Source organism: Blautia intestinihominis (assembly GCF_040096655.1).
Lineage (GTDB): Bacteria > Bacillota > Clostridia > Lachnospirales > Lachnospiraceae > Blautia_A > Blautia_A intestinihominis.
In genome coordinates this window covers 1-23,551 of record NZ_JBBMEI010000051.1, presented here as the reverse complement: position 1 = coordinate 23,551, position 23,551 = coordinate 1, and the positions used below count along the sequence as shown (strand labels likewise).

Genomic DNA, 23,551 nt, shown 5'->3' with positions numbered 1-23,551 from the left:
GTTGGAAAAGAGTTTGCAGGAAGATCATTTTGTAAATCTGGAAGGTGATTGTAAAGCAGACGAAGCAGAAGTTCTTCTGATAAAAAATAATTACAAGATGTTTGAAGATCTGGAATAGGAGGTATGTGGGTGCGTAGTAAACAAGTGCAAATTTTAAGCGGTATATGTGGAGTGCAGCTGATTGGTTATGCATGTCGGGCTGCAGGATTTAAAACAGATATTTGGATAGGGTTTGCAGGAAGTGTTTTCCTTATGTTGGATATTGTATATCTGGCAATTCAGGAAAAGGGCAGAAAAAAATGCCCTGAGTGTGATTCTGAGATATCAAAAAAAGTCAGGATATGTCCGGAATGCGGTTATCTTTTTCAGCAGGGACTGTCAGAAGAACAGCTGACGGGATACATTGAACAGGAGCAGGAAAAAGAAATGAGTTCGGAACAAATTGATCGCGCATTTGAAAAAACAGATAATATTGCCGCAGATGAGATAGATTCTTTTGATGGTGATATAAATGATTTTTTACAGGAATAAAAACAGAGAAAATAAGAGAATAGCTTGTAAATATATTCAGATGCATAAAAATTCATATGTGATTGTGAAAATACAGTGAAAAGTAAGAAATAGATTGCGAAAAATAGTATAATTCATAAAGCTGACTTTAAATGATGGATTAGAACCGACTTCCCGGGGTGAAATAATTTACCATACTAATTAAACCGGGCTCAAAGATTGGAAGGGCATCGGTATTAAAATTAGAAAGGGTATAAATTACTTGATTTGCGTGGGCTGCTGGAGTAATTTTCCGGCAGTCCTGTTTTATGTCTGTATTGCAAGACCACCTCCTTCAGAGATTACTGTATACACTAGATCATTTTGGAGGAATGCGGATATGACAAAAACAGAGAAAGAACTGAAAAAGGAATTTAGTGCTTATGTGAAGACTGCAATTAAGAATACACAAAAGCAGTACTTAATAAAAAAAGGCAAGATTCTGGATAATGAAATAGCCATGGATGATGAAGGAATAGATGAAATCTTACAAAAGCAGACAGAAGACCTGTTTGATAAGATGGATTTAAATGTAGATATGGTTCTGAGTGATGAAATCAATGTAAATTCTTTTCTGGATCAAATCAATGATCCTGTTCTTTATGTTTCTCTGTGTTCGTTGAAGGAACTGCAGCAGAAAGTATTAATGCTCCGTATAGTATATGTAAAATCATTCGATGATATTGGAGGTATTTTGAATATGACAGCAAAACAGGCTGAAAACAGCTATTACAATGCAATCAGAAAAATACGAAAACAGATGGGAGATAACTTTGGATGATTTTGTAGGGGTTTTATGTAGAGCGAGAATGAGCGAAAGGGAAGCTATACAGCTGATTGTAGAAATGTATCGTCCCCTGATGCTTAAATATGCTAATTTGAATACTGGTTTTGATGATGATTTGTACCAGGAATTTGTATGTTGTGTGATTAGTTGTATTTTTAAATTTCCGTTTGAAAAATGGAATGCAGAAAATGATCTGGATTAAGTAATGAGTATTGACACAGTGATAGGATGTGGTTATGATATAAATGTATAACATTTATTTCTGCTGGTTGCGGAAATATATAACTTTTGTTCCGGCTTTTTGCTGGAAGGATAATTTAAACTGAAGTATATTCGGTTATCGAAAAAGCAGAAAGACATTGATTATTTTTATGAATAGTCAGTGTCTTTTTTTGCGTTTTGGAGGAAAGGAGGAATATTTCTGACAAGGTAAATCTCAAAGAAAGGAGGAGCACGAATGAAGACGAAGCCGATGATCATGGCACATGGGAACCTAATTCTTCCATTAACGGTAGGACAAAAAGCAAGATATTGTCAGAATGGTATCTGGAAAACCACAGGAAGAGTACGGCAAATTATTGAACAGACAGAAGACTATGTAAAATTCGAAACAGATTCAGTACGGTATTGTATTGATCACTATGGAAGAGAAGCCAATGTTCTAGCATTGGTGGCATGACAAAGGAGCATATAATCCTGGATCAAAAAAGTATTGGCGTCAGTCAGTACTTTTTTGGTCTCTCTGAAAGAAAAAATGGTATCAGATATGAGGATGAACTGGAGAAATGTGGAATTCCAACCAAAACATGGAAACAAGCAGGCCAGATGGAATTGCAGGATTAGCGGAAAATAAAGTAGAAGAGAAGAAATGCTCCTGATTGCAGATTAAATAAGTGCACTACAGAATTAGGTATGCAAATACGAATAAAAGAAGTATAATATAATCAATAGTTTTTGGAACTGTGATCCAGAAACTATTGATTTTTGTGTTTAATGGGAATCAAGATCATCAAAAAATTCATCATAAGAACAGTTATAGATCTTTTTTAATTCCATAAGGACGCTGATTCGGATATTTAATTCACCGTTTTCATATTTGGCATAAGTAGAGCGACCAATGTCGCAATTTCTGCACTGTAATTCTGCACAGAGCTTTTCTTGGGATAATCCAAATTTTTCGCGAAGACGGCGAAGATTTTTACCAATATATACGTCACATTTTAATTTTTGCTCCATAAAAGTCATCCTCCATTGACCAGTATAGGTGTCAAATGCTGATGTTATTGTATGAAAAAACGCGATATAATATTGTCCGCTATACTGATCAAGAATGAGAAAAAATGATATAGTAATTGAGTTGGTATTAGGGTGTGAAAGAGGAGGAAGAATGAAACGTAAAGCGTTGTATCTTGATGATTCGGAAAAAGAGTTAGATGCACTACTTGAGAATGAAGATTTTTGGAAACCAGGTAAATCAGAGTGGGACAGTGAGATCCTGGATATTACGAATAAACAAAGGGAACTGGAAGAATCGCAATATGTAAAATCGAGGAGTAATGAAGCTTATTGTTACCTGCTTTCGGAATTGTATCCTATGGCTGAGAAGGTAGCATATGCACAGGGCTGGGATATGATTTTGAACATTGATGAAGAAGAGCATACTGCAACATTGGGATGTTGTGGACGGTTTCTTATAAAAACTGAAGGGGACGATGGAACACTCGAAAATTTTCTTTCACAGGCGATGGAATTTTCAGAACAATGTTTTTTTTCTGCACACAATGATCTTATAAAAATTAATTTTATTTTTAATCTGTATGAAAAAGAAAAAATAGCGGATCATTCAAAAGAAATCGAAGCATTGAAGAAACAGCTTGAAGATAATCAAGAAAAGGTGAGGGAATATTTGTTGGAAGAAATGGTTGATGAATACAGGAAATAATGGATGCGACAGTATTGCATCTGTATTGCAACAGCACTGATATTGACATCTGATTTTAGAATTTATACAATGTTAGCGTAAAGTTCTGTGCATGCGTATCATGCATGGAGAGCCATAGAATTTTATATTAAAGACAGCTGTTTTTATAACGGCTGTCTTTTTTTGCCCGAAAACTTGATCCTTGAAGTGTGACTTCGGAGCCTATCAGGAAAGGGGGATTTTTATGGCAGGAAAATTAAAAAAAGAAAAACAGAAGGTTTATCTGTCACCGGGAAATCTGAAAAGAAAGATGATTCCCCGTATTTTCTTTATGTCGTATCTGGGAATTAATGTAATTGCACTGACAGGCATTCCGGTTTATGCGTCAGATATCTTTGCAACAGCAAAAAATGCAATGCAGACAGTATATACAGATGTGGCCGGTATTGCTACTGTAGCAGCGGTGGTATGTGCTGCGGTGTGCCTGTTTTTAATGAATTTTTCCAAATCGGGCAGAACCGTGGATGAGTCAAGATCCTGGCTGAAACGTATTGTTGTATGCTGGGCTGCACTTATGACCCTGGGTGCCATTGTAACATATTTGGAAAAAATTATTCCGAAAAGTATGTTTACGGGCTGATGTATGATTTCTTACCGGTGCTCTCCCGGTTTTTGAAAGGAGGGTATCTCTTATGGATATGAATAAAACATGAGCTGGCTTTTGGAGCTGTTGGTAGATGCCATTCGCGAAATGTGCAGTCAGTTTATCGTGGATATGATGGAACTGATCACAAATATGTTTACAGAACTTCTGTCCTGTAATCTTTCATTATTTGAAGAATTGTTTTCAGTAGTGGGGAGCCTATACAAAAATGTGATTGTTCCTACAGGAATTGCAATCCTCTTGATGATTCTTGTATGGCAGCTTTTTAAGTCCATGTTTGGTGGAAAAGCAGGGGTAAATGCAGAAGAACCAATAGAACTTATCTGTCGGTCGGCCATTTCTTTATTTCTTCTTGCCGGATCGAAACCATTGGTTGACTACATTTTGAGAATTGCGGGAACGCCATATCAATGGGTTGTAGGAACAAAGGTCAAGGTCGCTAGCTTTTCAGGCTATGTATCAACTCTGGAAGGTGTTACAGATACACTTGGAATCAGCAGCCTTAGCATTTCGGTTTTGATGCTGATCATGCAGTTTGTTGTAGCATGGAACTATTTTAAGATGTTAATGGTCATTGCTGAACGTTATGTATTGCTTGGTGTATTTTCCTACACAGCACCTCTTGCATTTGCAACCGGTGGTTCTAAAGCAACAAATAATATCCTGGCTTCATGGAGCAAGATGTTTGGAGGGCAAGTAGTGCTTGTTATATTAAATGCCTGGTGCATGAAGATGTTTTTATCTGGTTACGGAAATATGATGGCAAGCAGTTATGGGTTTACGAAATTCTTCGCAGCTACACTTTGTCTGGTAGGATTTTGTAAGATCACATTTAAACTTGATTCCTATATGGCATCGCTTGGAGTGAACCTTGGCCGTCCGGCTCCTGGAATGGGAGCAGCAGGAGCAATGCTTGCAGCGAGCAGGATCATCTCTCAGGCAGCAAGGACAGCTTCTGGCTCTGGTGGAACAGGAGATGTCGGTGGAACCAGAACAGATATGGGATCGTCGGATGGAATGACAACCAATTTTACTGGGCCAATCCCAATGACTCCTAATGGCGGAAATGCAATGGATATAAATGATATGACTTCAGATGGAGATTTTGATAAAGAAAGTCCGCCTGGTCCAGGAAATCAACAAAATGAAGTTTCTCCGGCAAATAAGACTGTTTTTGAGGAACTTGGCATGACAACGGGAAGCAGCGATACGGCAGAGATGGATTTCGGATCTGGAGATCATGTAAATGGCAATATAGATTCTATGTCTGCTACATCAGAAACTATGTCTGGAATTAATGCTATGAGTGTGAAAGATGATGCAGAAGCATTTGCGGGAGCTGTTTCAGAGAGTAATTCTGAAGGAGAGACTCTTTTGGACGTTTCCGGAGGTGAACAGGATCTTGCAATTCCGGCTGCGAGCAATGTATCCGCCAACGGATTCAGCGAAAGTGGAAGTGAGCACGGCATTCTTGGAGAGATGGGCGATTATCCGGTTGAAGAGGAAATGAGTGATTTTGATTCAGAAATGGATCTGGAAAGCGGAAGCATTGAAATGACTGGCCAGGAAAGTATGTCCTATGGAAAAACAGGAACAGCGTATAATTCTTCTGTATCTGGTGAGGTTTCGAATGCAGGAGAAGGGCTGGGATCAGAAATAATGTCTGCACTTCAGGGGAATGGGGTATCTTCTGTGAACCAGGAGAAAGGTATCCTGGATGAAGTTGGTACTTCGTCTGTGTTTGGGTTTGATGCTGCACCACGAGCAGGGATGAATTATAATGAAAATTCTATGCCGACAGGAATGGAATCCATGTCTGAAAATGGAATACAGTCAGATGGAATTATGGATACAGGAGAAGATCTGGATGAAGAAACAGATGAGGCCGATTTTTATGCGAAATCGGCAATGGGTATTTTGGTAGATACAGCAGGAAATCCGCTAAAGGCTGAAAACACGAAATTGAGTGATCCTGGTATGCAAAATGAAGATGATATTCAGCCTGTAGCTGATGAAACAGGTATGGCAGCTGATGGATTTATGAATGTTTCGGGATCCATTCCAACAGGAGATATTTCCTTAAAAAGAAGCAGACCAGATACCCGTAGAATACGTGAAGTTCCAAAATCGAGAGCAGAATTAAAAGAAAAAGGTTCGGACAGACTCAGATAGGGGGATGAAAATGGCAGAAGAAGATAAAAATTCGTCCCCTCTGGATGAAGGCACAGAAATTATTGCACATACTGCTCAAACTGCATATGCAACAACAGCGGCAGTAGCAGCTGGAGGAACAGCAGCAGGAATGGCAGCAGGAACAGCCCTTGCAGGTCCTCTTGGAACTGTGATCGGGGCATTGGTATCAAATAAAACTGTTTGGAAAATACTCGTTTCTATTTTCCTGTTTTGCTTTCTCTGGATGTTTATTATTGCAAATATGATAGGAATTATTTTTAGTTATCTTGGATTTGCAAATGCAGATTCGTATGCGAATGAAGCTCAATCTACGCAGCTTACGAATATACGTGACCGGGTTGAAGAAGTTCTGCAGCAGGAAGATTACAAAAAAGAAATCTTGAAAATAATAAACAAAAAGCACAAGGCTGTTTTAAAAGAAATTGACCAGGACAAAGCAGAAAAATATGCAGGCCATGAGCTGGTTGTGGTGGATGAATATGAAACGAAGCTGAAAAGGAATCTTGGATATTACCTTGCCGTACTGATGATGGAAAACGAAGATAACAGTACGGTTTTTTCTTTTTTAGGTTATGCAAATAGTTTGGGGATTGATATGTCCACAAACTTGTCCAGCCCATACGACTCATTTTTTTATGAAGCGGCACAGACGTACAATGTGCCGGCAGCGTTGTTGATCGCAATGGGTAAAGTAGAATCAGACTTTAATCCAAATGTTGTTTCTGGTGCAGGGGCATCTGGTATTATGCAGCTTATGCCATCTACAGCAGCATCTCTAGGGGTATCTAATGTTTTTGATCCCAGAGAGAATATTATGGGCGGAGCAAAGTATGTTTCCCAGCTGATTGAGCAGTTTAAAGGCTATTCAAATGGATTGGAACTGGCAATCGCAGGGTACAACGCAGGGCCCGGAGCAGTTATGAAATATGGATATCAGATTCCTCCATATGCGGAAACGCAGGCATATGTAAAAAAAGTATTAGGCTATGTTGAAATTCAGCAACATCAAACATCCACTTCTTCAAGTTCTGCAAAGGATGCTCAAAAATCGGATGCAGATACTGAAAAATTACAAACATCCTATGAACTTTTAAAAGAGTCGGTTGAAAAGCATCTGGATAGTTTTTTTGACTGGTCAGTTACAGATGAGCGAAAAGGCGAAGCAACGGAGACCATTTATTGTATGGAAGTGAATGGGAAAAGAGGTGAGATAGATCGAACAACCTATGAGCAGATTCTGGCACAGGGTGGAAATGCATGGCAGGAAAACCGGACAGTAGTATCCAAGAAAGTAGAATATACATTAGCGTTGCTTTTGAATGCACAGATTACAGGCGGAAGCGGGTATCAGTATAAATTTGTCACAAACAAGACAACCTTTGATATTGTGATCAAATTGTTGGAATATTTACAAAAAGGCGTAGATGCTGTTAAAAATGCACTTTCCACGATTTTTCATTGGACAGATTTTGTTACTGGTGGGAGCAGTGGAGATTCTTTTGTTGCAGGAAATATAGATGCTTCAGGGGATATCATTACATATGATACAGTCGGAAAAGGCGTAAAAAAAGTAGTTTATTTTAATCAGACAGAGGAACCGTGGAAAGGCATGTCTTATGGCTCCAGTACGATCGGTGCGTCCGGTTGTGGACCTACATCTATGGCAATTATAATTTCAACGTTAATTGGACAGACGGTAACACCTCAGATGACATGTGCTTATTCCATTGCAAATGGAGAATATGTTCCAGGCATGGGAACGTCTCATTCATTTCCGACGAATGCTGCCTATCACTGGGGACTTACTTGTGAAAGAGTCGGAAAGGACCGTATGAATTATGTCGTGCAGTCCCTTAAAGAAGGCAAGATGGTTGTAGAAATCTGTGAAGCCTATACGATTACAGGAAGTGGAAGCGGACATTTTATCGTATTGACTGGTGTGACCAGAGATGGTTATATCACGATAGCGGATTGTGCAAGCAGAGAACGAACCGGAAAAGTGTACAGTGTGGAAACTATCAAATCCTACGGACGTGATCTTAGCGAAGGAGCGTTCTGGATTGTTGGAAAAAAATGAGGGAAATACAGTGAAAAAGATTAGGAGCACAGAGCAAATACTGGTATTGGCAATACTGCTGTTCACATATTTCCTGGAAACCTTCCAAGTGGCATATGCACAAAAGGCAGAGAACTTGCCGCAGATTGTTTCCTGGCAGGATGGCAAAGGTTATCAGTCAGATGGGACATTTATTGCTGATGGCTGGGGGTATGATACAGTGAACCCGGCTGGGAAATATGTATTGTTTGATGAAAATGGCATGGTGCAGCTTCGAACTGAAACGATGGATCCTGTAAATGCGGAGGATGAGTATTCTGGGACAGAACTTGAGCCAGCAAATATTGCAGTGCGGGCAGAGATTTTTGAAGGATTCACTGGAATGGTTCATGTGACAATAGAAGAAAATGGAGGAGTTCAAAGAGAAATTGATTTGGATTCCTCTGTTTTTTTTGAATGGAACCTGTCCGTGAATAGCGGAAATTATCGCTTGAAATCTGTGGAAGCAACACAGAATGACCAGAAATATGTTGCAGAATTTGATAACAACTATAAAAATCTTCCGGAACAGGGTCTTATTATAATGAAAATTAAAGTGAAAAATGAGCTTGTGGAAGCTGTTCAGACGGAGAAAAAGCAGAACAAGACAGATCAACAAAATAACATTCAAAATCCAGAAAAATCGGATTCAGGAATTAAAAATACGGAGGTGGTGACAACTGTGAAAAAAACAGGACAGAAAACAGGAATCATTATTGGCGGTTTGAGTTTTCTGGGTGCGGCAATGTGGTTATTATATCGGAAATTTCATCGTAAAAAATAATTCGGGAGGTACAGAATGATGCAGAGAGAACGATCCGATGTTTATATCATTCCACCCAATTTTGCAAAAGAGGGAACCCTGTTTTCAGGGAGAATTGAAGGCAGGAATGCTTTTGAGGCAGCTGTCCTTTTTATAGTACTTTTTAGGATACTGTTTTTTATAGATGTTTCAATAAAGCTAAGAATCTATATTGGTATAATTGTAATCCTGCCTTTAACAATACTGGCGGTAGTCGGTGTTAACGGGGAAAGTTTGCTTTCTTTCATTATTCAGTTTATACGCTTTGTAACAAGAAGGCGGGTAGTGACTGTACCCGATGGACAGTATAGATTAAAGAGAAACCGTCGTATTAGGAGACAGCAAAAGAAACAACAGAAACAGGAGAGAAAAAAGAAGAAAAGGCAGCAGGAAGGCGGTGTAAAAGATCGGAAGCGAAGTCGCAGAATTGAAGCAAAAGCTGAAAGAAGCTCAGCTTGCCGAGAAACGAGAACGGCGGGAGCAGAAGCAACAGCAGAGAGAAGACAAGGCGATGTCCAGGAAGCAGGAGAAAGAAAATCGCCAGATGCAGAAGGAACAGCAGAAAAAAGACGCACAGAAACAGAAAGAGCAGGCCAGGGAGAATTTCAGGCAGATCCGTGAGCAAGAGGCAGAAGAACGTAATCTGAGGAATCAGCTTGTTCAGAATGTAGAAAAAGAAGAACGGCCAGTGCGACCGCCAAAGAAAGAACTTTCTCGAAAAGAAGAGAAAAGTGAGAAAGTCCAGGAAGTACCGGATCTTCTGCCAATGAGCTGGACAGCCTCTTATATACCATTAAAACAAGTAAAAAATGGTATTATCCAAACTTCCGACAATCGTTTTGTTAAAATTGTTGAAGTATTGCCAATCAATTTCTTATTACGGTCATCTTCAGAACAGAGAAGTATCATTCTCTCTTTTATGTCATACCTGAAAATCGCACCGCCCAATATCCAGCTTAAAGTGCTCTCCAGAAAGGCAGACATTCAGGAGTATATTGATAAGATTGATGAAGAGGCTGAAAAAGAAACAGATGAACGTTGTAAAATTCTGCAGGAAGATTATGCAGAACTGATTAAATCCCTGGGTATGAAGGAAGCGATTACACGTCGCTTCTTTTTGATTTTTGAATATCCTTCCCGTAGTGGGAGTAAGAATCCAGACGAAAGAGATGTACATCTTTATATGCGTTCTGCTGTGCAGACTGCAAAAAAATATCTTGCCATGTGCGGAAATATAGTTTTGGAGCATGAGAATGAGACGCGCTTCTGCGTGGAAATCTTATACCAGCTGTTAAATCGTCAAACATGCCTGACAGAATCTCTGAATGATCGGATAAAAGAAGTTCGGAAGTACTATACAGAAGAAAACGGTCCAGAAAGTATACGATATATTCCTGTAACAGAACTGGTCGCTCCGAGAACCATTGATTTCAGGAACTGGAACTATGTGGTTGTAGATGGATTGTATTATACATATCTGTATGTTCAAAAATACCGTTCAAGAGTCCCGGCCGGATGGCTGTCTCTGTTGATCAATGCAGGTGAAGGAATAGATATAGACGTTTTTTTCTTCAAGCAGGATAAAAACCGCTGTGTGGAGCGAATTGGACGCAGAATACGCTTGAACCGTTCAAAAATCAAGGATACTTATGATTCAAACAGCGACTTTGACAGTCTGAGTGAATCCATTCAGGCTGGTTATTACCTGAAAAGGGGGCTGAGCGGCAGTGAAGAATTCTACTACATGAGCATTCTGGTTACGATAACTGGACATAGTGAACAGGAAGTAGAATGGCGTTCAAAGGAAATGACAAAGCTGTTAAGCTCTCAGGACATTGGCACAGGTAGCTGCATTTTCAGAGAAGAACAGGCTTTTTTATCTTCTCTGCCATTTTTACAGATAGACAAAAATATTTATGAGAAGTCCAAACGGAATGTACTTACATCCGGTGTAGCAGCATGTTATCCATTTGCTTCATATGAAATGTCTGATAAAGATGGCATCATGATCGGAGTAAATAAAGCAAACAGTTCGCTTGTCATCATAGATATTTTTAATTCGTTAAAATACAAAAATGCAAACATAGCAATATTTGGAACATCTGGCTCAGGAAAAACATTTTTGATGCAGCTTATGGCACTACGTATGAGACAAAAAAACATACAGGTATTTATTATTGCTCCGGATAAAGGACATGAATTTGCAAGAGCCTGTAACAACATTGGTGGAGAATTTATACAGATTTCTCCTTCATCGTCGAACTGCATCAACATAATGGAAATACGGCCTGCAGATATGGAAACTCGCGATTTATTGGATGGGTATACATCTGAAAGGTCAGAACTTGCAAGCAAAATTCAAAGCTTACATATTTTTTTCAGCCTTCTGATTCCAGATATGTCACATGAAGAAAAACAGCTTTTAGATGGTGCAATGGTTACTTGCTATCAGGAAAAGGGAATCACACATGATAATCTGAGTCTGACGGATCCGGAACATCCAGGAAAATACAAAAAGATGCCGATTCTTGGTGATCTGCATGAAGTGCTTATGCGTAAAGAAGAATGCAGACGTATGGCGAATATATTAAATCGTCTGGTGAGTGGATCGGCATCCAGCTTTAATCAGCAGACAAATGTGGATCTGGAAAATAAATATGTTGTGTTGGATATTTCAGAACTTTCCGGTGACCTGCTCCTTGGAATGTTTGTGGCACTGGATTTTGTCTGGACAAAAACAAAGGAAGACCGGACAGTAGAAAAAGCGGTTTTTGTAGATGAAGCATGGAAACTTCTGATGTCTAATGATTTGGCAGGAGAATATCTGATTGAAATATTCAAAACAATCAGAGCTTATGGTGGATCGGCTATTTGTGCCACACAGGATCTGGCAGACTGTTTTGCGGTAAGAGATGGAAAACTTGGACGCGGTATATTAAGCAACTCAAAAACAAAAATTGTTCTGAACATGGAAGTTTCAGAAGCAGAACGGATTCAGGAGGAGTTGGATCTTTCAGAAGCCGAAACCAATTCTATTATTCATTTTGAAAGAGGAAATGGTCTGATTTCCACAAATAATAATAATTTGATTGTTGAATTTAAAGCAAGTGCTCTGGAAAAAGATCTGATTACCACTGACCGCAAAGATCTTCAGGAATTGAAAGACAGAATCCGGAAATATGGTACAGATGCTTATGGCAGGAAATAGTGTGAATAAGAAACGGCATTAAAAACGTTACAAAGGACGTATAAGAGGAATGAAATTAATTATATGTCATAAAAAACGTTTTGTGATGACGTGTAACAGATGTCTTTTGAAAAAGACATGAAAAAACACATTATATGCCACATAAAAAACGTCATTTATGTGGCATATGTTTATCATGGAAAGGATAGACCAGATGGAAAACAAACAAAAACCCGTGGAACGTGAAACCAGACAGTTAATTCAGACATATAATGTGCTCTTAAAATCTCAGATTTATGCATATTTCGCAAAAACCCAAAGAGATCATTTTGTAGGACGTGCATTTAAGACGCTGGAAAAAGAAAAACAGATTTATATTCATCAGGATCTGGAAATGGCAGCAATAAATGAAGAGGCATTTAAAGCCAGAAATGTAGGAACTTTGCAGGCATTTTGGGTTCTTCTGGATATTATGGATCAAAAAGAGGTAGACCAGCACTTCCTTGCATCAAAAGAGGAATATCCTGTTCGCATTGTGTTATGCGGTGAAGGAGAAATCTATGACATTTTGTATGTGTCAGAGAATGAGGTACAGGTTACCAACAATTTGTTTACCCGGAAGATGACAGATGATTGCGGGCATATCGTTATTGTGGAAAAGCCCGGGTACATACATGAAATCAGGATACCGGACGTGCTTGGATTTTGTACAGTGAAAGAAGGTGGAGAAATCGAATATTACAGAAATGCGGATGGATGAAAATGATTCATTTTTTAAATTAAAAGAACAGTTAGAAGATGCTCAAAAACTAATGGGAAGGATGGAACAGTATATAGTGGAAGCAAGAGGGGTATTGCAGTCCTGTATCCGGCGGCAGTCAGAGTTCCAATATGCTTATTTGGGAGATATGATTCAGGAGACTGCGAAAACTTCAGAACGTTTGACAGATAAATTAAGACGCCTGACACTTGAAATAGTAGTAAATCCCAAAGAATATGAGAAATACAAAGAAGATCTGGTACTGATACACGGAATTGAACTGGAGTATAAGGATGAGATTCTTCGGGTATCTGCTCCCGTCCTGATCCCTCACCGGAAAGATTGTTATACGGATTATCTTTATAAACCATTGCATACCGCTTTTCGAAATTGGTGCATGCAGAGAGCGGAGGAGAAGCTGGAAATTCCGACATATACAAATTGTACGATTTGTTTTGTACATGTTTATGATGAAACACTTCCGCTTGCAAGAGTGAGAGATCATGACAATTATGAAGAAAAACATGTGCAGGATATTATTACAAATTTTTTCCTGCGGTCAGATAGTGGATTATACACGAATACCTGTCATGTGACACGTATGGGCGAGGAAGACCGTACACTGTTATATGTGATGGACAGCAGCAAATTTCCAGCGTGGATTTCTGATTTTGGCAAAGAAACAGGTATCGAAAAAAATCATGAGTAAATTGCATGGGGATTCTACATGGGAAAAGAATATCTGATAAGGCATAAAATAAGCAAAAATCTGAACAAAATTGCCAGGTTATGTACCCAGGTATTCAACAGATAGGGTATTTTTGCTTTTTCAACGAGGGGAAAATAATTGAAAAGACAACAGGATAAATTATTGATTATTATAGCGATGTCGGGTGAAATGCCGACTTATTTAGGACAATACGTGACTGGCTCGATTTCATATACTGCTGCCCTGATAACAAGATTAAAAAAAGAAAGATATATTTCTCTGAGATGCAAGGATGGATATAGAGGATACGTTTTATTAGAAAAAGGCAGAAATTATCTTCTTTCAGAATATGAAAAAGAACTCTCTTTTTTTATTTCCGGTTCCGGGCAGACGGGGCATGTGAAAAGTGAACCAGAAAAAAGAATGCGGCTGTATCGAATGAGCGAGGTATGGGTCTTCTTCTGGAAGGCGGGTATAGAGATCTTGCGGAACCATAAACCAGATATGGATAAAGGGTTCGTGAGAGATCGGGGAAAAGCGTTTTATTATGGCAGTCTGGAATTTAAAGGAATGTCGGAAGCAATCAGGGGTTCCAGATCATGTGGGGTGCTTTTATCCGGGGATACTGTGTTAGTTGTTTACAATACCATGGATCGAAATATGAAATGGGCGAAAAAAATGGAATGTTCCATGCGTACCTGGACAGAGCGAATGCTCTTAAAGGGCGGATATAACAGCAAAGCGGATGCGCTTATTGTAGGACAGAACATAAAAGTATTGTTAAAGCTTTTGGAAAGTGATGGAGGCATAAAAAAGGATCTGTTTCGACCAGATGATATTTATGATCAATATTATTATATTCCTATGTGCCGAGAGGGAATATTGCAGATTGTCCTGCTGACAGAGAAGCGGAAAAGAGAAAAGCTAAAGCAGTCTTTGTTTTCAAGATTTTCCATAAAGAGAGAAAAAGAATATGCTACCTATAATGTGTGCGATGAAAATGGGAACCCTATATATTTAGTTTATGATTTGGAAATGCGTCAATTATGCCGCATTAAACAGGAACTCTTATGGAGACCGTCAGTAAGTATTGTGTGCATGGATTATCAGGCGGAAACAATAAGAGAATATTTGGGAGAGAAGGTGATCATTTATGAGCTCAATGCAGAAAATGTAATGAAATACCTTATAAATGACCTAGGAGAATGATCTTGGTCGATGGAGGTGGCTGCAAGATGGCGAATCCTTTTCATTCAACAGGCAGTCCGATTGTGGACCGGATGTGTCGGCTGCAGTTTACCGGAAATGTAATCCCGGCAGCGTGGTATCGTACAATTACCAGAGATAATGGGAAACCCAATCTGACAGCAATCATTATTTTGTCAGATGTTGTGTATTGGTATCGGCCGGTGGAAATCCGAGATGAATTAACGGGACAATTATGTGGATTCAGAAAGAAATTCAAAGCAGATATTTTACAGAGAAATTACCAGCAGCTTGCAGATCAGTTTGGAATCTCAAAAAGAGAAGCTGTGAACGCGGTAGTTGAACTGGAGAAAATAGGAGTTGTGAGAAGAGTTTTTCGAACTGTCAGGAAAGGAGGAATGCGGAACTCAAACGTGCTGTTTCTGGAGCTGAATGTAGATGTCCTGATACAACTGACTTATCCGGAAAATCTGTCAGATGCAGGGTATCACTTCTTAAAGGGAGAGCTGTCACCACACAAAGAGAGAGGTGCCACATCAGGATGTGACAGGATATCACAGTCAAACGAGGCATATCTCTCTTTTGAAGGGGATACAAATACAGAGATTACGGAAGAGAATACAGACATAGAGTATCCACTCTGTTCCTATCAGGCTGTGGAGCGTGCGATTCGGATACAGATTTCTTATGATGCGTTAAAAAACGATCATCCATATGACAGAAGAGTTGAAGAAATCCTGGGACTTATTCTGGATGTAATGGTTTCTACAGCACCTAAACTTCGGATTAACCGTGAGGAAAAAGATATAGAGATTGTGAAAGCACAGTTTGCGAAGCTTACGAAGGATCATGTCGAATTCGTGCTTCAGAGTATGGATGATACCAGCACAAAGGCCAGAAATATCCGAGCGGTGCTCCTGACTGCATTATACAATTCTGTCAATACAATAAACAGCTACTACGGGAACCGCTATCATTTCCATCTGGCAGAAGAAACCAGAAGAGAAATGGAGGAAACGGATTGAGAACAGAAAACTGGAAAAAAATCGTGACCGGATGCGGAATGGTTTTGTTAGCAGCATATGTGGGAGGCTTTTTTGAAATCTTGTTTTCCAGATCAGAAGTATGCTTAAGTCCTCTGCAATGTCTGTATGCAGGGTGTGGTACTTCGTCAGGAAGAAAATGGTCAATGGCAGCCGTGGTACTGCTTTTGGCTTTAACGGTACTGGTAATCTGGCGAGGAAAAGACAATCCATTGCATGATGAACGGAATTTTGAGATTTCGGATCAGGGAACTTATGGAACGGCAGGATTTATGGGAACACAGGAACAAAAAGAGATACTGCAGGCAGACCGTGGAATGGAGCATATAAAGGGGATTATTTTCGGAAGGGAGTTGTCTAATGGAAATATATTAAGTCTTCCGGTGGATTCAAGACTGAACCGAAATATCGCGGTATGCGGTTCGCAAGGTTCCATGAAATCCAGGGCTTTCGCAAGAGTGATGGCATTACAGTGTGTGCGCAGGGGTGAGAGTATGTATATTACGGATCCAAAATCAGAACTTTATGAGGATCTTTGTGCGTATCTCAAAGAAGAGGGATATGTTGTAAAGCAGCTGAATCTGATTCAGCTTACCCATTCAGATGCATGGAACTGTCTCGCAGAGATTGAAGACGGGGAGCTGATTGATGTGTTCTGTGATGTCGTGATTCGTAACACAACGGATAAGTTTGATCATTTTTATGACAATGTGGAAATGGATCTCTTAAAAGCTCTGTGCTTATATGTTTTTGAAGAGTATCCACAAGAGCAGAAAACTTTTCCGGAAGCTTATAAATTATTGCTCAATAAAAGTGTAGAAATGCTGGATTCCATTTTTGAAAGGCTTCCAACGGATCATCCGGCAAAAGGTCCCTATCAGTTATTTTCCAAGGCAGAAAAAGTAAAAGGAAATGCTGTGCTTGGTCTTGGAACCCGTCTGCAGATTTTGCAGAATAAGATGGTGCAGCAGATTACGAGCCATACAGATATAGACCTGTCACTGCCGGGAAAGCAAAAGTGTGCGTATTTTTGTATTACTTCGGATCAGGATTCTACATACGATATGCTTGCTACACTGTTTACATCATTTTTAAGTATCAAGCTGGTTCGCCTGGCTGACAGAACGGAAGAACGTGTCCTACCAGTACCGGTAAGTTTTATACTGGATGAATTTCCAAATATCGGTGTTGTTCCGGATTTTAAAAAGAAACTGGCTACGGCCAGATCCCGGCGGATAGGCATGAGCATCCTGTTTCAGAATATTCCACAGCTTCAGAACCGTTATCCGGATAACCAGTGGGAAGAGATCCTTGGCGGCTGTGATTTCTCGATCTTTCTTGGCTGTAATGATATGACAACCGCTACCTACTACAGTGACCGGACCGGTGAGATTACAGTTTCAGTTGCTTCTATCCGAAAGAACTTTTTTACGATCCGTGCCACAGATTATGTGCCGGAATATTCGGAATCACGTTCCATTGGAAAACGGCAGCTCCTTTTGCCAGATGAAATCCTTCGTTATCCGCTGGATCAGGGAATCCTAATCATCCGAGGACACAATGTGCTTCGGTTTAAGAAAATGGATTATACGGAACATGCAGATGCCGGAAAACTGAAGATGGAAAAGGTTGTGGATCATATTCCGGACTGGTATCGAAAGTGGGAAAAACAGCAGCAGGAATTTCAGATACTGGATGAGCAGGTATATGAAGCTTCGGCTCCATTGGAAAAAAATGAGAGTCCGATAAAAGAAAATGACGTGCAAGAACCACTGACTGTAAATGGGGCTGTTCAAAAAACAAAGAATAAAAAGCGGACAAGTACTGGTAATACGGTCATGAAAGTAGATGATCTTTTTGTAAAAAAATCAAAGGGGTGAAGGTTTGGAAATTAATCTAAATGAAATACGGGGAAATTCACTGGTCCGCTATGGATTCAGAGTTCTGCTTGCCAAAGAATTTGGACTTTATCTGAAGGAGCAGGAGGTGGAAAAAATACTGCTTGCAGAAAGCTGCATTGAAGTATATGAAGATGTAGAGGAATTTCTGGAAAAAAGCGGATGGAGACGGGATAATCCAGAATTGTGCAGTGAATGCTATTTATTTGAAAATCATATCTGTAGAAAAATCCAGGGTAAAATCTGGTATTTTTCAAGAATACAGTATGAAAATGGATTGCGGGGAATGAAGCAAGGCTTCAATTAGAGAATACGCAGTATTCGAAGTGTGAAAGGGCGGTAATATCCTGGCCAAAAGGGTGTTACTGCCTTTTTTTATTGTAAAAAGCCAAAAGCAAAAATAGGACATTTGCTTGTGATTTTCGCTTATTTGAGTTAAAATTATTATAGAAACATTGAAATGATGGATGACAAGTGCTTTGATTCTTGTAGGCAAAAAGATGCCAGAAAACAGGAGGGATGATATGTGCACAAAAAATGAACTGAATAGTATTTTACAAAAGTTGACACAGATTTATCGCTCAGTATATGGAGAAAATCTTGTTCAGGTAATTTTATACGGCTCTTATGCAAGAGGAGATTATCATACGGATTCAGATGTAGATGTTGTTGCAATCGTGCATGGTGACAGGAAAACATTGCAGCAGCAGTTGAAAAAGGTATGGGATTCCTCTTGCGAGCTGGAGTTAGAGTACGATACAATTCTTTCTCCGACCGTAATTCCGTATGAAGAGTTTAAACAATACCAGACAGTTCTTCCATATTATCGTAACATTTCACAGGAAGGAGTGGTAATTAGTGCCTGATAATCGAAGGGAACTGATAAAATATCGACTGGAAAGTGCAAGAGAGCGTTTAAATTCGGCAGAAGTATTGCTTGCATCGAAAAGTTATAAAGATTCTATCGGAAGATCTTATTATGCCATGTTTACTGCAGTTCGCGCATTGCTTGCAAAAGATGGCGTTGATTATTCAAAACATGCAGGAGTAATTTCCTATTTCCAGCGAGAGTATATTAAAACACAAAAATTCGAAAAGAAATATTCAAAATATTTGAGTCAGGCATTTCAGATTAGAAACAATACGGACTATGCCGATTTTTTTGTAGTATCATTTGAAGATGCCCGTGAACAGGCTGATAGGGCAAAGGAGTTTTTAACGGCGATAGAAGAGTTTTTAAAAGCATAAAATATTGGTGAGAACAAATAAAATATTTCATGAAGCAACTACAGTCGGGGTATGATATATTTCTATACCCTGTCTTTTTTGTATATAAAATTTCTGAAAATATTCTGGTGAAGTAGTAGTATGATACGGAGAATTAAAAAACGTGATAGTGTCAAATGATTTATGAAAAAACTGAGCCCAAAAATAAGGCTCAAACGAACCTTGAAAATTGTAGATATTGATAACAATAAGCTCTCCGAGGGCTTAGGGCGCTGCCCTAAGTACCCGCAAGGGACTCGTCCCTTGACCCAGATTCGGGCTTTGCCCGAACCCATCCTCGCCGGAAGGCAGGAAAAGGGCGCAGTTGCCCCCTTTTCTGCTGAAATAGGATAATCCGTGAACCTTATGTCAAGAGACTTTCGCGGCATATCCTCGCACCACAGGTGCTGCGGTATTCCACGGTTCTCCTGACAACGGTTCCGCTCCAGTTATGCAGATGCCTGATTTTGTAGATTTAAGATAGTTTGCTGACCAAGGAAAATCAACAGTTGCCATTTACCTGGCATATTTTCTGCACCTTCCAACATCTCTACTTTATTTAGAACTTTGCATCCTGCGTGCTTGTGAGGTCTGAGAAAGTTGTAGTAGGCGACCCATAGAGCCAGGTCATAGTTGGCACCGTCGATGTTATCAAAGCCGTTTGTAGGTCTGTAAGAAACCTTGTATGTACGGTTTAATCTTTCGATCATCTGTTTGTATGGTCGGAATACTCTTGATACTTCATCGTCGTTGGTAAGTCCAATTACTTGAGTGATATCAAACTTAAACTTATCACCGAACTCACGGAAAAACTGTTGTGCAGCTAATGGATAGGCGCTGTAACCATCTGCAATAAAGTGGAAGTTTTCAGGAAGCTTTTTCAAGTGCCGGAAAGCCATTCGCATGGCTAGAATGCAGGGACCAACGCCGCGGTTATCAGAGACTTGATTGCCAATGATGGAACGTTTGGAAGCATCCATGATGAACCAGATATAAGCTTTTACACCACGGATTTTGATGTAGGTTTCATCAGCAGTAAATACCTTGCCAGTTCCGTAGTCATAGTTGACAACAAAGGGTTTGATACACATAGCGGCGGATTTGCAGTAGTTAGCAATGCTCTGGTGTGAGATATCGATGTTGTACAGATCTTTGAGAGCCTGTTTCGTTTTTCTAAGAGATAGACCGTAAGCGTCAAATAAAACAGTGCATAGAAAAATAACCGTCAGCCTTTTATACTAAAAGGTCAACGGTTATCGACAGAATTCTTTTACAAGAGGATTACAAGGCAGATAATCATCCAGATATTCAGGATGTTCAAGAAAAGCACTCCCCGGCATGTCGGACAGGATATATTTTATATATTTCATCGGGGCAAGCCCATTCGCTTTCGCTGTCTCTACCAGTGTATAGATTCCTGCACTGGCTTCCGCCCCTTTCGGACTGCCGGAGAACAGCCAGTTCTTTCTGCCGATCACAAAGGGACGGATACAGTTTTCCGCAAGCGAATTACTGATGGAACAATTCCCGTCTTCCAGATAATTCCAAAAACCTTCGCGGTTATTTAAGGCGTAATGAAAAGCTTTTGAAAGTTTGGATTTCGGCAGCTCTCCGATGGCACTTTTTTCTGCCCATGACCAAAAAGCCTCGAGAAGCGGTTTCTCGCGGATAAGACGTTCTTTTTTCTTCTGATCAGGAGGGAGCGCCTCCAACTCTGACTCTATGTTAAAGAGTTGATTCAGACGGAGGATTGCTTCCGCTGCTTTTGATGCTTCCGAATTATGGATGTCTTTTGGGAGCGCATCCACGAAAGCCCGGCGCAGATGCGTATAGCAAAGACATCTTTTTACTCCTGAAACTGCATTGTATCCGGAGTAAGCGTCTGTATGGATATAACCTTCATATTCCCTCAGAAACGCTTCCGGATATTTCCCGCTTCGTCCCGGCTGGTACTCGAAGTAGCGGATGGGATTTACGGCATCTTTGATGCTGCAGTAAACCCACATATAGGAATCGGACGTATTTTTCCGTCCCGGTTCTTTCAGCACCTGTACATGTGTTTCATCGATATGAAGGTATCTCTGTTTCAGAAGTTCCAGCTTCAGACGGTGGACGATGTGTACAAGCCAGTCCCGATAGACAACCAGAAGCCAGTTTGACATAGTCGCTCTGCTTAAACGTAATCCCAAAGCCTCCCATTCTTTTTCCTGTCTGTACAGCGGGATGCTTAATTCAAACTTCTGGTGGATGAGCCAGGTGATGGTAGATGCAGATGCCAGAGAATGCAGGACGGGAGGATATGGCACCGGAGCCTTCTCCATATAAAGAGTTCCGTTTTTCCGGCATGACCTGCATTCATACGTTTCCCGGTAATGGTCAATCACCTTGAGTTTTGCAGGGATAAACTGTACTTCTGTGCGGACGAATTCTTCCCCTACTTTCACCATCGTACTCCCGCAGTTATCGCATATCTGTTCCCTTTCATCTATGGTATGGAGTACTTTGCTGTGAGGGAGATTTTTTACCAGTTCTTCCCGCTGACCGGTGTACTTCCTTTTACGTAGGTGCTTCTCTATCTCAACAAGCTCCGGTTCGTGTGCATCAGGATCCGCACAGGTTTCGATTTCATTAAAAAGAGACATCTGCCCCTCGATTTCGAGAGTAGATGTCTTCTCAGATTTTGTTCCATAAAGTTTACGGGTCAGGAAATCAACCTGCTCTTTCAGGAGCCGGACCTGCTGTTCCAGTTCTTTGATATGATTTTTATACTCCTGTTCCGTAGCTGACATAACCTGAAAACCCTTTCGTTTCGATAGGATTATTATAACATAGAATCGTCAGATTTCCCAGTATTTCTAAGGATTTTCAGTATTTTCAGACTTATGCGGGAGCCATTTCTGAACCGCCCTTGGCTGCTCCGGGTTCAAACCTTCCAGAAGCCAGCGCAGCTGCTGATCAGAAATCTGTTTTGCTTCTTCGCCGGTCCGCGGCCATTGGAGACGTCCGTTTTCGTACCGTTTGTATAAAAGGCAGAAACCGTCTCCCTCGTAATGGACTGCTTTGATCCGGTCAGCCCTCTTTCCACAGAACAGGAATAAGGAATTGCTGTAAGGATCCAGTTTGAAGTTGTACTGGATGATATCCAGCAAGCCATTGAGCTGCTTCCTCATATCGGTGTAGCCGCATCGGATATAGATTTTCTCCACATGGGAAAGATCTCCTAACATGACTGCACGGCTTTCAGAATGTTTTCCAGCATCTGGGCAGATGTGCCTTCATAAAGTTCCACTGTTATGGATCCGATATGAAGTATGGCTGCAGGAGTGGAACGGGAAATGTTTCTGTCCGGAAGTGAAAGCTCCGCAAACTCAGCCGGGGATTCCGTTAAAGCAGTTGACTGTTGGTCTGTACACATGTGGATGCCGTTTTTCTTGCGGGGCAGTTCTTCCAGGGCAAGCTTTCGAATTTTGGAAAGCCAGTAATAATAACTTTTCAAAGAGATATCGTGTTGTTCACACCAGATCTGATTTGTCAGTCCTGAGGCCCTGCATTGCCGTATTACATCCAGCCAGTATTGAAGTTTCACCTGTTTGTCTGGAGTCAAAGAAGAAAGATCCATAAGCCTGCTCCTTAGATTAGATTTAGAGTTTTTAGAGTCAACTCCCAAAACTCTAATCAATAGTTTACATGCAACAGCCAGAAATTTCGATACACCCTCTTATTGGACGCTTACGATAGACCAAGATTTACGTGAAGAGTTAGGCATAAGGACATGGTGTTGGAATCAAACTTGGTGAATTTTAGGGAAGAAGCGTTCTTCGTCAGGGAGTTTAAGTCCAGTTTAAAGAAATCTATCGTAAATTCATGGTAGATATAGTGGAGTTTGTATTTGTTTTTGCCATAGTCTTCGTCCAGATGTTTCTTATCCACTTTCTTCAAGTTGTGGAGATAGTAAGGGCATTTGGGATTCACACATTTGTGGATGATAAAGTGTTTACGGTCTTTCTTATGCACCAGGCTGTGGTTGCAATGAGGACATCTCAAGACGGTGTTTTTGGAAAAACGATTATCTTTGGTTGGAGAAAAAAGCGTTTGGCAGACCTTGCATAGAACCTGACTTTTCTTCCTGCCATCGTTCCACATCAGATAGTCCACAGGCACATCACAGGCAGGGCAAGTGCAGTGTTTGGGTATATCGCACTCAACTCGACGAAATATAGGGCGAATGGTCTTGTGGTAGCGTTGCTGGTAGTAAGAGATAAGGTCTTTCCAGTTCCAGTCCTGCTGATAGGATATGACTTTGGGAAGTTCATCAATCTTAAACTTCTGGTACTTTGGAGAATGGGAATCATCGAAAGCCCACTGCTTAAGAGGAATATATCTACAGATAAGGTGTTACTGTTCAAGGGTATGCATAGTCCATTGTAAAAAGTGATGAAATTTATTTTTTTGTTTTGTGGATAACCAGTTC

23 protein-coding genes and 2 pseudogenes are annotated in these 23,551 nt (G+C 40.3%); 19 read left to right on the top strand and 6 right to left on the bottom strand.

The features are described from left to right. Positions 1–252 precede the first annotated feature (252 nt). From WMO75_RS13960 to WMO75_RS13945, 4 genes are all read left to right on the top strand, one after another. Positions 253–531, top strand: coding sequence for a zinc ribbon domain-containing protein (locus tag WMO75_RS13960; protein ID WP_158583648.1), 279 nt, complete (start codon positions 253–255; stop codon positions 529–531). A 358-nt stretch (positions 532–889) separates the two neighbouring features. Further along, on the top strand, positions 890–1,330 hold the full coding sequence (locus tag WMO75_RS13955; protein WP_005424179.1) for a sigma-70 RNA polymerase sigma factor region 4 domain-containing protein: 441 nt from the start codon (positions 890–892) through the stop codon (positions 1,328–1,330). After that, on the top strand, positions 1,323–1,538 hold the full coding sequence (locus WMO75_RS13950; protein WP_022388724.1) for a helix-turn-helix domain-containing protein: 216 nt from the start codon (positions 1,323–1,325) through the stop codon (positions 1,536–1,538). Before WMO75_RS13955 ends, WMO75_RS13950 begins: the two co-directional genes overlap by 8 nt. 255 nt (positions 1,539–1,793) lie before the next feature. Continuing rightward, complete coding sequence (locus tag WMO75_RS13945) at positions 1,794–2,015, top strand: hypothetical protein (protein WP_005424177.1); 222 nt, start codon at positions 1,794–1,796, stop codon at positions 2,013–2,015. A 311-nt stretch (positions 2,016–2,326) separates the two neighbouring features. On the opposite strand, the gene WMO75_RS13940 is transcribed toward WMO75_RS13945, so the two are convergent. Beyond that, positions 2,327–2,572, bottom strand: a complete 246-nt coding sequence (locus WMO75_RS13940) for a helix-turn-helix domain-containing protein (protein ID WP_015525038.1) — start codon at positions 2,570–2,572, stop codon at positions 2,327–2,329. Between the two features lie 151 nt (positions 2,573–2,723). On the opposite strand from WMO75_RS13940, the gene WMO75_RS13935 reads away from it, so the two are divergent. The 15 genes from WMO75_RS13935 (at position 2,724) to WMO75_RS13865 (ending at position 19,062) form a co-directional block, all read left to right on the top strand. Then, entirely contained in the window at positions 2,724–3,278 is a 555-nt protein-coding gene (locus WMO75_RS13935) for a hypothetical protein (protein WP_022388723.1), read from the top strand. A gap of 223 nt (positions 3,279–3,501) precedes the next feature. Further along, positions 3,502–3,897 (top strand): hypothetical protein, encoded by a 396-nt coding sequence (locus tag WMO75_RS13930; protein ID WP_226844683.1) that lies wholly within the window; start codon positions 3,502–3,504, stop codon positions 3,895–3,897. A gap of 69 nt (positions 3,898–3,966) precedes the next feature. Next, the gene (locus tag WMO75_RS13925) at positions 3,967–6,093 is read left to right on the top strand and encodes a hypothetical protein (protein WP_005424169.1); all 2,127 of its coding nucleotides are present in this window, start codon (positions 3,967–3,969) and stop codon (positions 6,091–6,093) included. A gap of 10 nt (positions 6,094–6,103) precedes the next feature. Next, complete coding sequence (locus tag WMO75_RS13920; protein ID WP_227222835.1) at positions 6,104–8,191, top strand: transglycosylase SLT domain-containing protein; 2,088 nt, start codon at positions 6,104–6,106, stop codon at positions 8,189–8,191. Positions 8,192–8,201: 10 nt separating this feature from the next. Beyond that, positions 8,202–8,993, top strand: coding sequence for a hypothetical protein (locus tag WMO75_RS13915; protein ID WP_147348595.1), 792 nt, complete (start codon positions 8,202–8,204; stop codon positions 8,991–8,993). 15 nt (positions 8,994–9,008) lie between these two features. Next, positions 9,009–9,632 (top strand): hypothetical protein, encoded by a 624-nt coding sequence (locus WMO75_RS13910; protein WP_005424166.1) that lies wholly within the window; start codon positions 9,009–9,011, stop codon positions 9,630–9,632. Further along, on the top strand, positions 9,556–12,219 hold the full coding sequence (locus tag WMO75_RS13905) for a VirB4 family type IV secretion system protein (RefSeq protein ID WP_117754081.1): 2,664 nt from the start codon (positions 9,556–9,558) through the stop codon (positions 12,217–12,219). Before WMO75_RS13910 ends, WMO75_RS13905 begins: the two co-directional genes overlap by 77 nt. A 193-nt stretch (positions 12,220–12,412) precedes the next feature. Further along, positions 12,413–12,958: a DUF5697 family protein gene (locus tag WMO75_RS13900; protein WP_227222833.1), complete on the top strand. Its 546-nt coding sequence runs from the start codon at positions 12,413–12,415 to the stop codon at positions 12,956–12,958. After that, entirely contained in the window at positions 12,945–13,667 is a 723-nt protein-coding gene (locus WMO75_RS13895) for a DUF6100 family protein (RefSeq protein ID WP_117627819.1), read from the top strand. The genes WMO75_RS13900 and WMO75_RS13895 overlap by 14 nt, the downstream gene beginning before the upstream one ends. Before the next feature lie 138 nt (positions 13,668–13,805). Next, positions 13,806–14,876 carry a hypothetical protein gene (locus WMO75_RS13890; RefSeq protein ID WP_233435675.1) on the top strand — a complete coding sequence of 357 codons (1,071 nt, stop codon included), beginning with the start codon at positions 13,806–13,808 and terminating at the stop codon, positions 14,874–14,876. A gap of 26 nt (positions 14,877–14,902) precedes the next feature. After that, the gene (locus WMO75_RS13885; RefSeq protein WP_117627843.1) at positions 14,903–15,898 is read left to right on the top strand and encodes a DUF6017 domain-containing protein; all 996 of its coding nucleotides are present in this window, start codon (positions 14,903–14,905) and stop codon (positions 15,896–15,898) included. Beyond that, positions 15,895–17,796, top strand: a complete 1,902-nt coding sequence (locus tag WMO75_RS13880; RefSeq protein WP_308418824.1) for a VirD4-like conjugal transfer protein, CD1115 family — start codon at positions 15,895–15,897, stop codon at positions 17,794–17,796. The genes WMO75_RS13885 and WMO75_RS13880 overlap by 4 nt, the downstream gene beginning before the upstream one ends. A 4-nt stretch (positions 17,797–17,800) precedes the next feature. Continuing rightward, on the top strand, positions 17,801–18,121 hold the full coding sequence (locus WMO75_RS13875) for a hypothetical protein (protein WP_117592288.1): 321 nt from the start codon (positions 17,801–17,803) through the stop codon (positions 18,119–18,121). Positions 18,122–18,338: 217 nt separating this feature from the next. Beyond that, positions 18,339–18,680: a nucleotidyltransferase domain-containing protein gene (locus WMO75_RS13870; RefSeq protein ID WP_015542791.1), complete on the top strand. Its 342-nt coding sequence runs from the start codon at positions 18,339–18,341 to the stop codon at positions 18,678–18,680. Continuing rightward, entirely contained in the window at positions 18,673–19,062 is a 390-nt protein-coding gene (locus WMO75_RS13865; protein WP_022388711.1) for a HEPN domain-containing protein, read from the top strand. Before WMO75_RS13870 ends, WMO75_RS13865 begins: the two co-directional genes overlap by 8 nt. A 467-nt stretch (positions 19,063–19,529) precedes the next feature. Here WMO75_RS13865 and WMO75_RS13860 read toward each other — a convergent pair. From WMO75_RS13860 to WMO75_RS13840, 5 genes and pseudogenes are all read right to left on the bottom strand, one after another. Then, positions 19,530–20,273 (bottom strand): annotated as a pseudogene (locus WMO75_RS13860) (IS6 family transposase); the annotation flags it as partial. Positions 20,274–20,333: 60 nt separating this feature from the next. Next, entirely contained in the window at positions 20,334–21,869 is a 1,536-nt protein-coding gene (locus WMO75_RS13855; protein WP_118699450.1) for an IS66-like element ISRob1 family transposase, read from the bottom strand. Between the two features lie 66 nt (positions 21,870–21,935). Beyond that, a complete protein-coding gene (tnpB, locus tag WMO75_RS13850; RefSeq protein WP_158583649.1) occupies positions 21,936–22,286 on the bottom strand; it encodes an IS66 family insertion sequence element accessory protein TnpB in 351 nt (116 codons plus the stop codon). Between the two features lie 14 nt (positions 22,287–22,300). After that, entirely contained in the window at positions 22,301–22,699 is a 399-nt protein-coding gene (gene tnpA, locus WMO75_RS13845; RefSeq protein WP_005422927.1) for an IS66 family insertion sequence element accessory protein TnpA, read from the bottom strand. Positions 22,700–22,812: 113 nt separating this feature from the next. Then, positions 22,813–23,475 (bottom strand): annotated as a pseudogene (locus WMO75_RS13840) (transposase); the annotation flags it as partial. Between the last annotated feature and the right edge of the window lie 76 nt (positions 23,476–23,551).

What these genes read in the sequence shown, in the direction of transcription:
- WMO75_RS13960 (WP_158583648.1), top strand. Translation starts at nt 253, where the DNA reads ATGTTGGATATTGTATATCTGGCAATTCAGGAAAAGGGCAGAAAAAAA.
- WMO75_RS13955 (WP_005424179.1), top strand. Translation starts at nt 890, where the DNA reads ATGACAAAAACAGAGAAAGAACTGAAAAAGGAATTTAGTGCTTATGTG.
- WMO75_RS13945 (WP_005424177.1), top strand. Translation starts at nt 1,794, where the DNA reads ATGAAGACGAAGCCGATGATCATGGCACATGGGAACCTAATTCTTCCA.
- WMO75_RS13940 (WP_015525038.1), bottom strand. Translation starts at nt 2,572, where the DNA reads ATGGAGCAAAAATTAAAATGTGACGTATATATTGGTAAAAATCTTCGC.
- WMO75_RS13935 (WP_022388723.1), top strand. Translation starts at nt 2,724, where the DNA reads ATGAAACGTAAAGCGTTGTATCTTGATGATTCGGAAAAAGAGTTAGAT.
- WMO75_RS13930 (WP_226844683.1), top strand. Translation starts at nt 3,502, where the DNA reads ATGGCAGGAAAATTAAAAAAAGAAAAACAGAAGGTTTATCTGTCACCG.
- WMO75_RS13925 (WP_005424169.1), top strand. Translation starts at nt 3,967, where the DNA reads ATGAGCTGGCTTTTGGAGCTGTTGGTAGATGCCATTCGCGAAATGTGC.
- WMO75_RS13920 (WP_227222835.1), top strand. Translation starts at nt 6,104, where the DNA reads ATGGCAGAAGAAGATAAAAATTCGTCCCCTCTGGATGAAGGCACAGAA.
- WMO75_RS13910 (WP_005424166.1), top strand. Translation starts at nt 9,009, where the DNA reads ATGATGCAGAGAGAACGATCCGATGTTTATATCATTCCACCCAATTTT.
- WMO75_RS13905 (WP_117754081.1), top strand. Translation starts at nt 9,556, where the DNA reads ATGCAGAAGGAACAGCAGAAAAAAGACGCACAGAAACAGAAAGAGCAG.
- WMO75_RS13900 (WP_227222833.1), top strand. Translation starts at nt 12,413, where the DNA reads ATGGAAAACAAACAAAAACCCGTGGAACGTGAAACCAGACAGTTAATT.
- WMO75_RS13895 (WP_117627819.1), top strand. Translation starts at nt 12,945, where the DNA reads ATGCGGATGGATGAAAATGATTCATTTTTTAAATTAAAAGAACAGTTA.
- WMO75_RS13885 (WP_117627843.1), top strand. Translation starts at nt 14,903, where the DNA reads ATGGCGAATCCTTTTCATTCAACAGGCAGTCCGATTGTGGACCGGATG.
- WMO75_RS13870 (WP_015542791.1), top strand. Translation starts at nt 18,339, where the DNA reads ATGTGCACAAAAAATGAACTGAATAGTATTTTACAAAAGTTGACACAG.
- WMO75_RS13855 (WP_118699450.1), bottom strand. Translation starts at nt 21,869, where the DNA reads ATGTCAGCTACGGAACAGGAGTATAAAAATCATATCAAAGAACTGGAA.
- tnpA (WP_005422927.1), bottom strand. Translation starts at nt 22,699, where the DNA reads ATGGATCTTTCTTCTTTGACTCCAGACAAACAGGTGAAACTTCAATAC.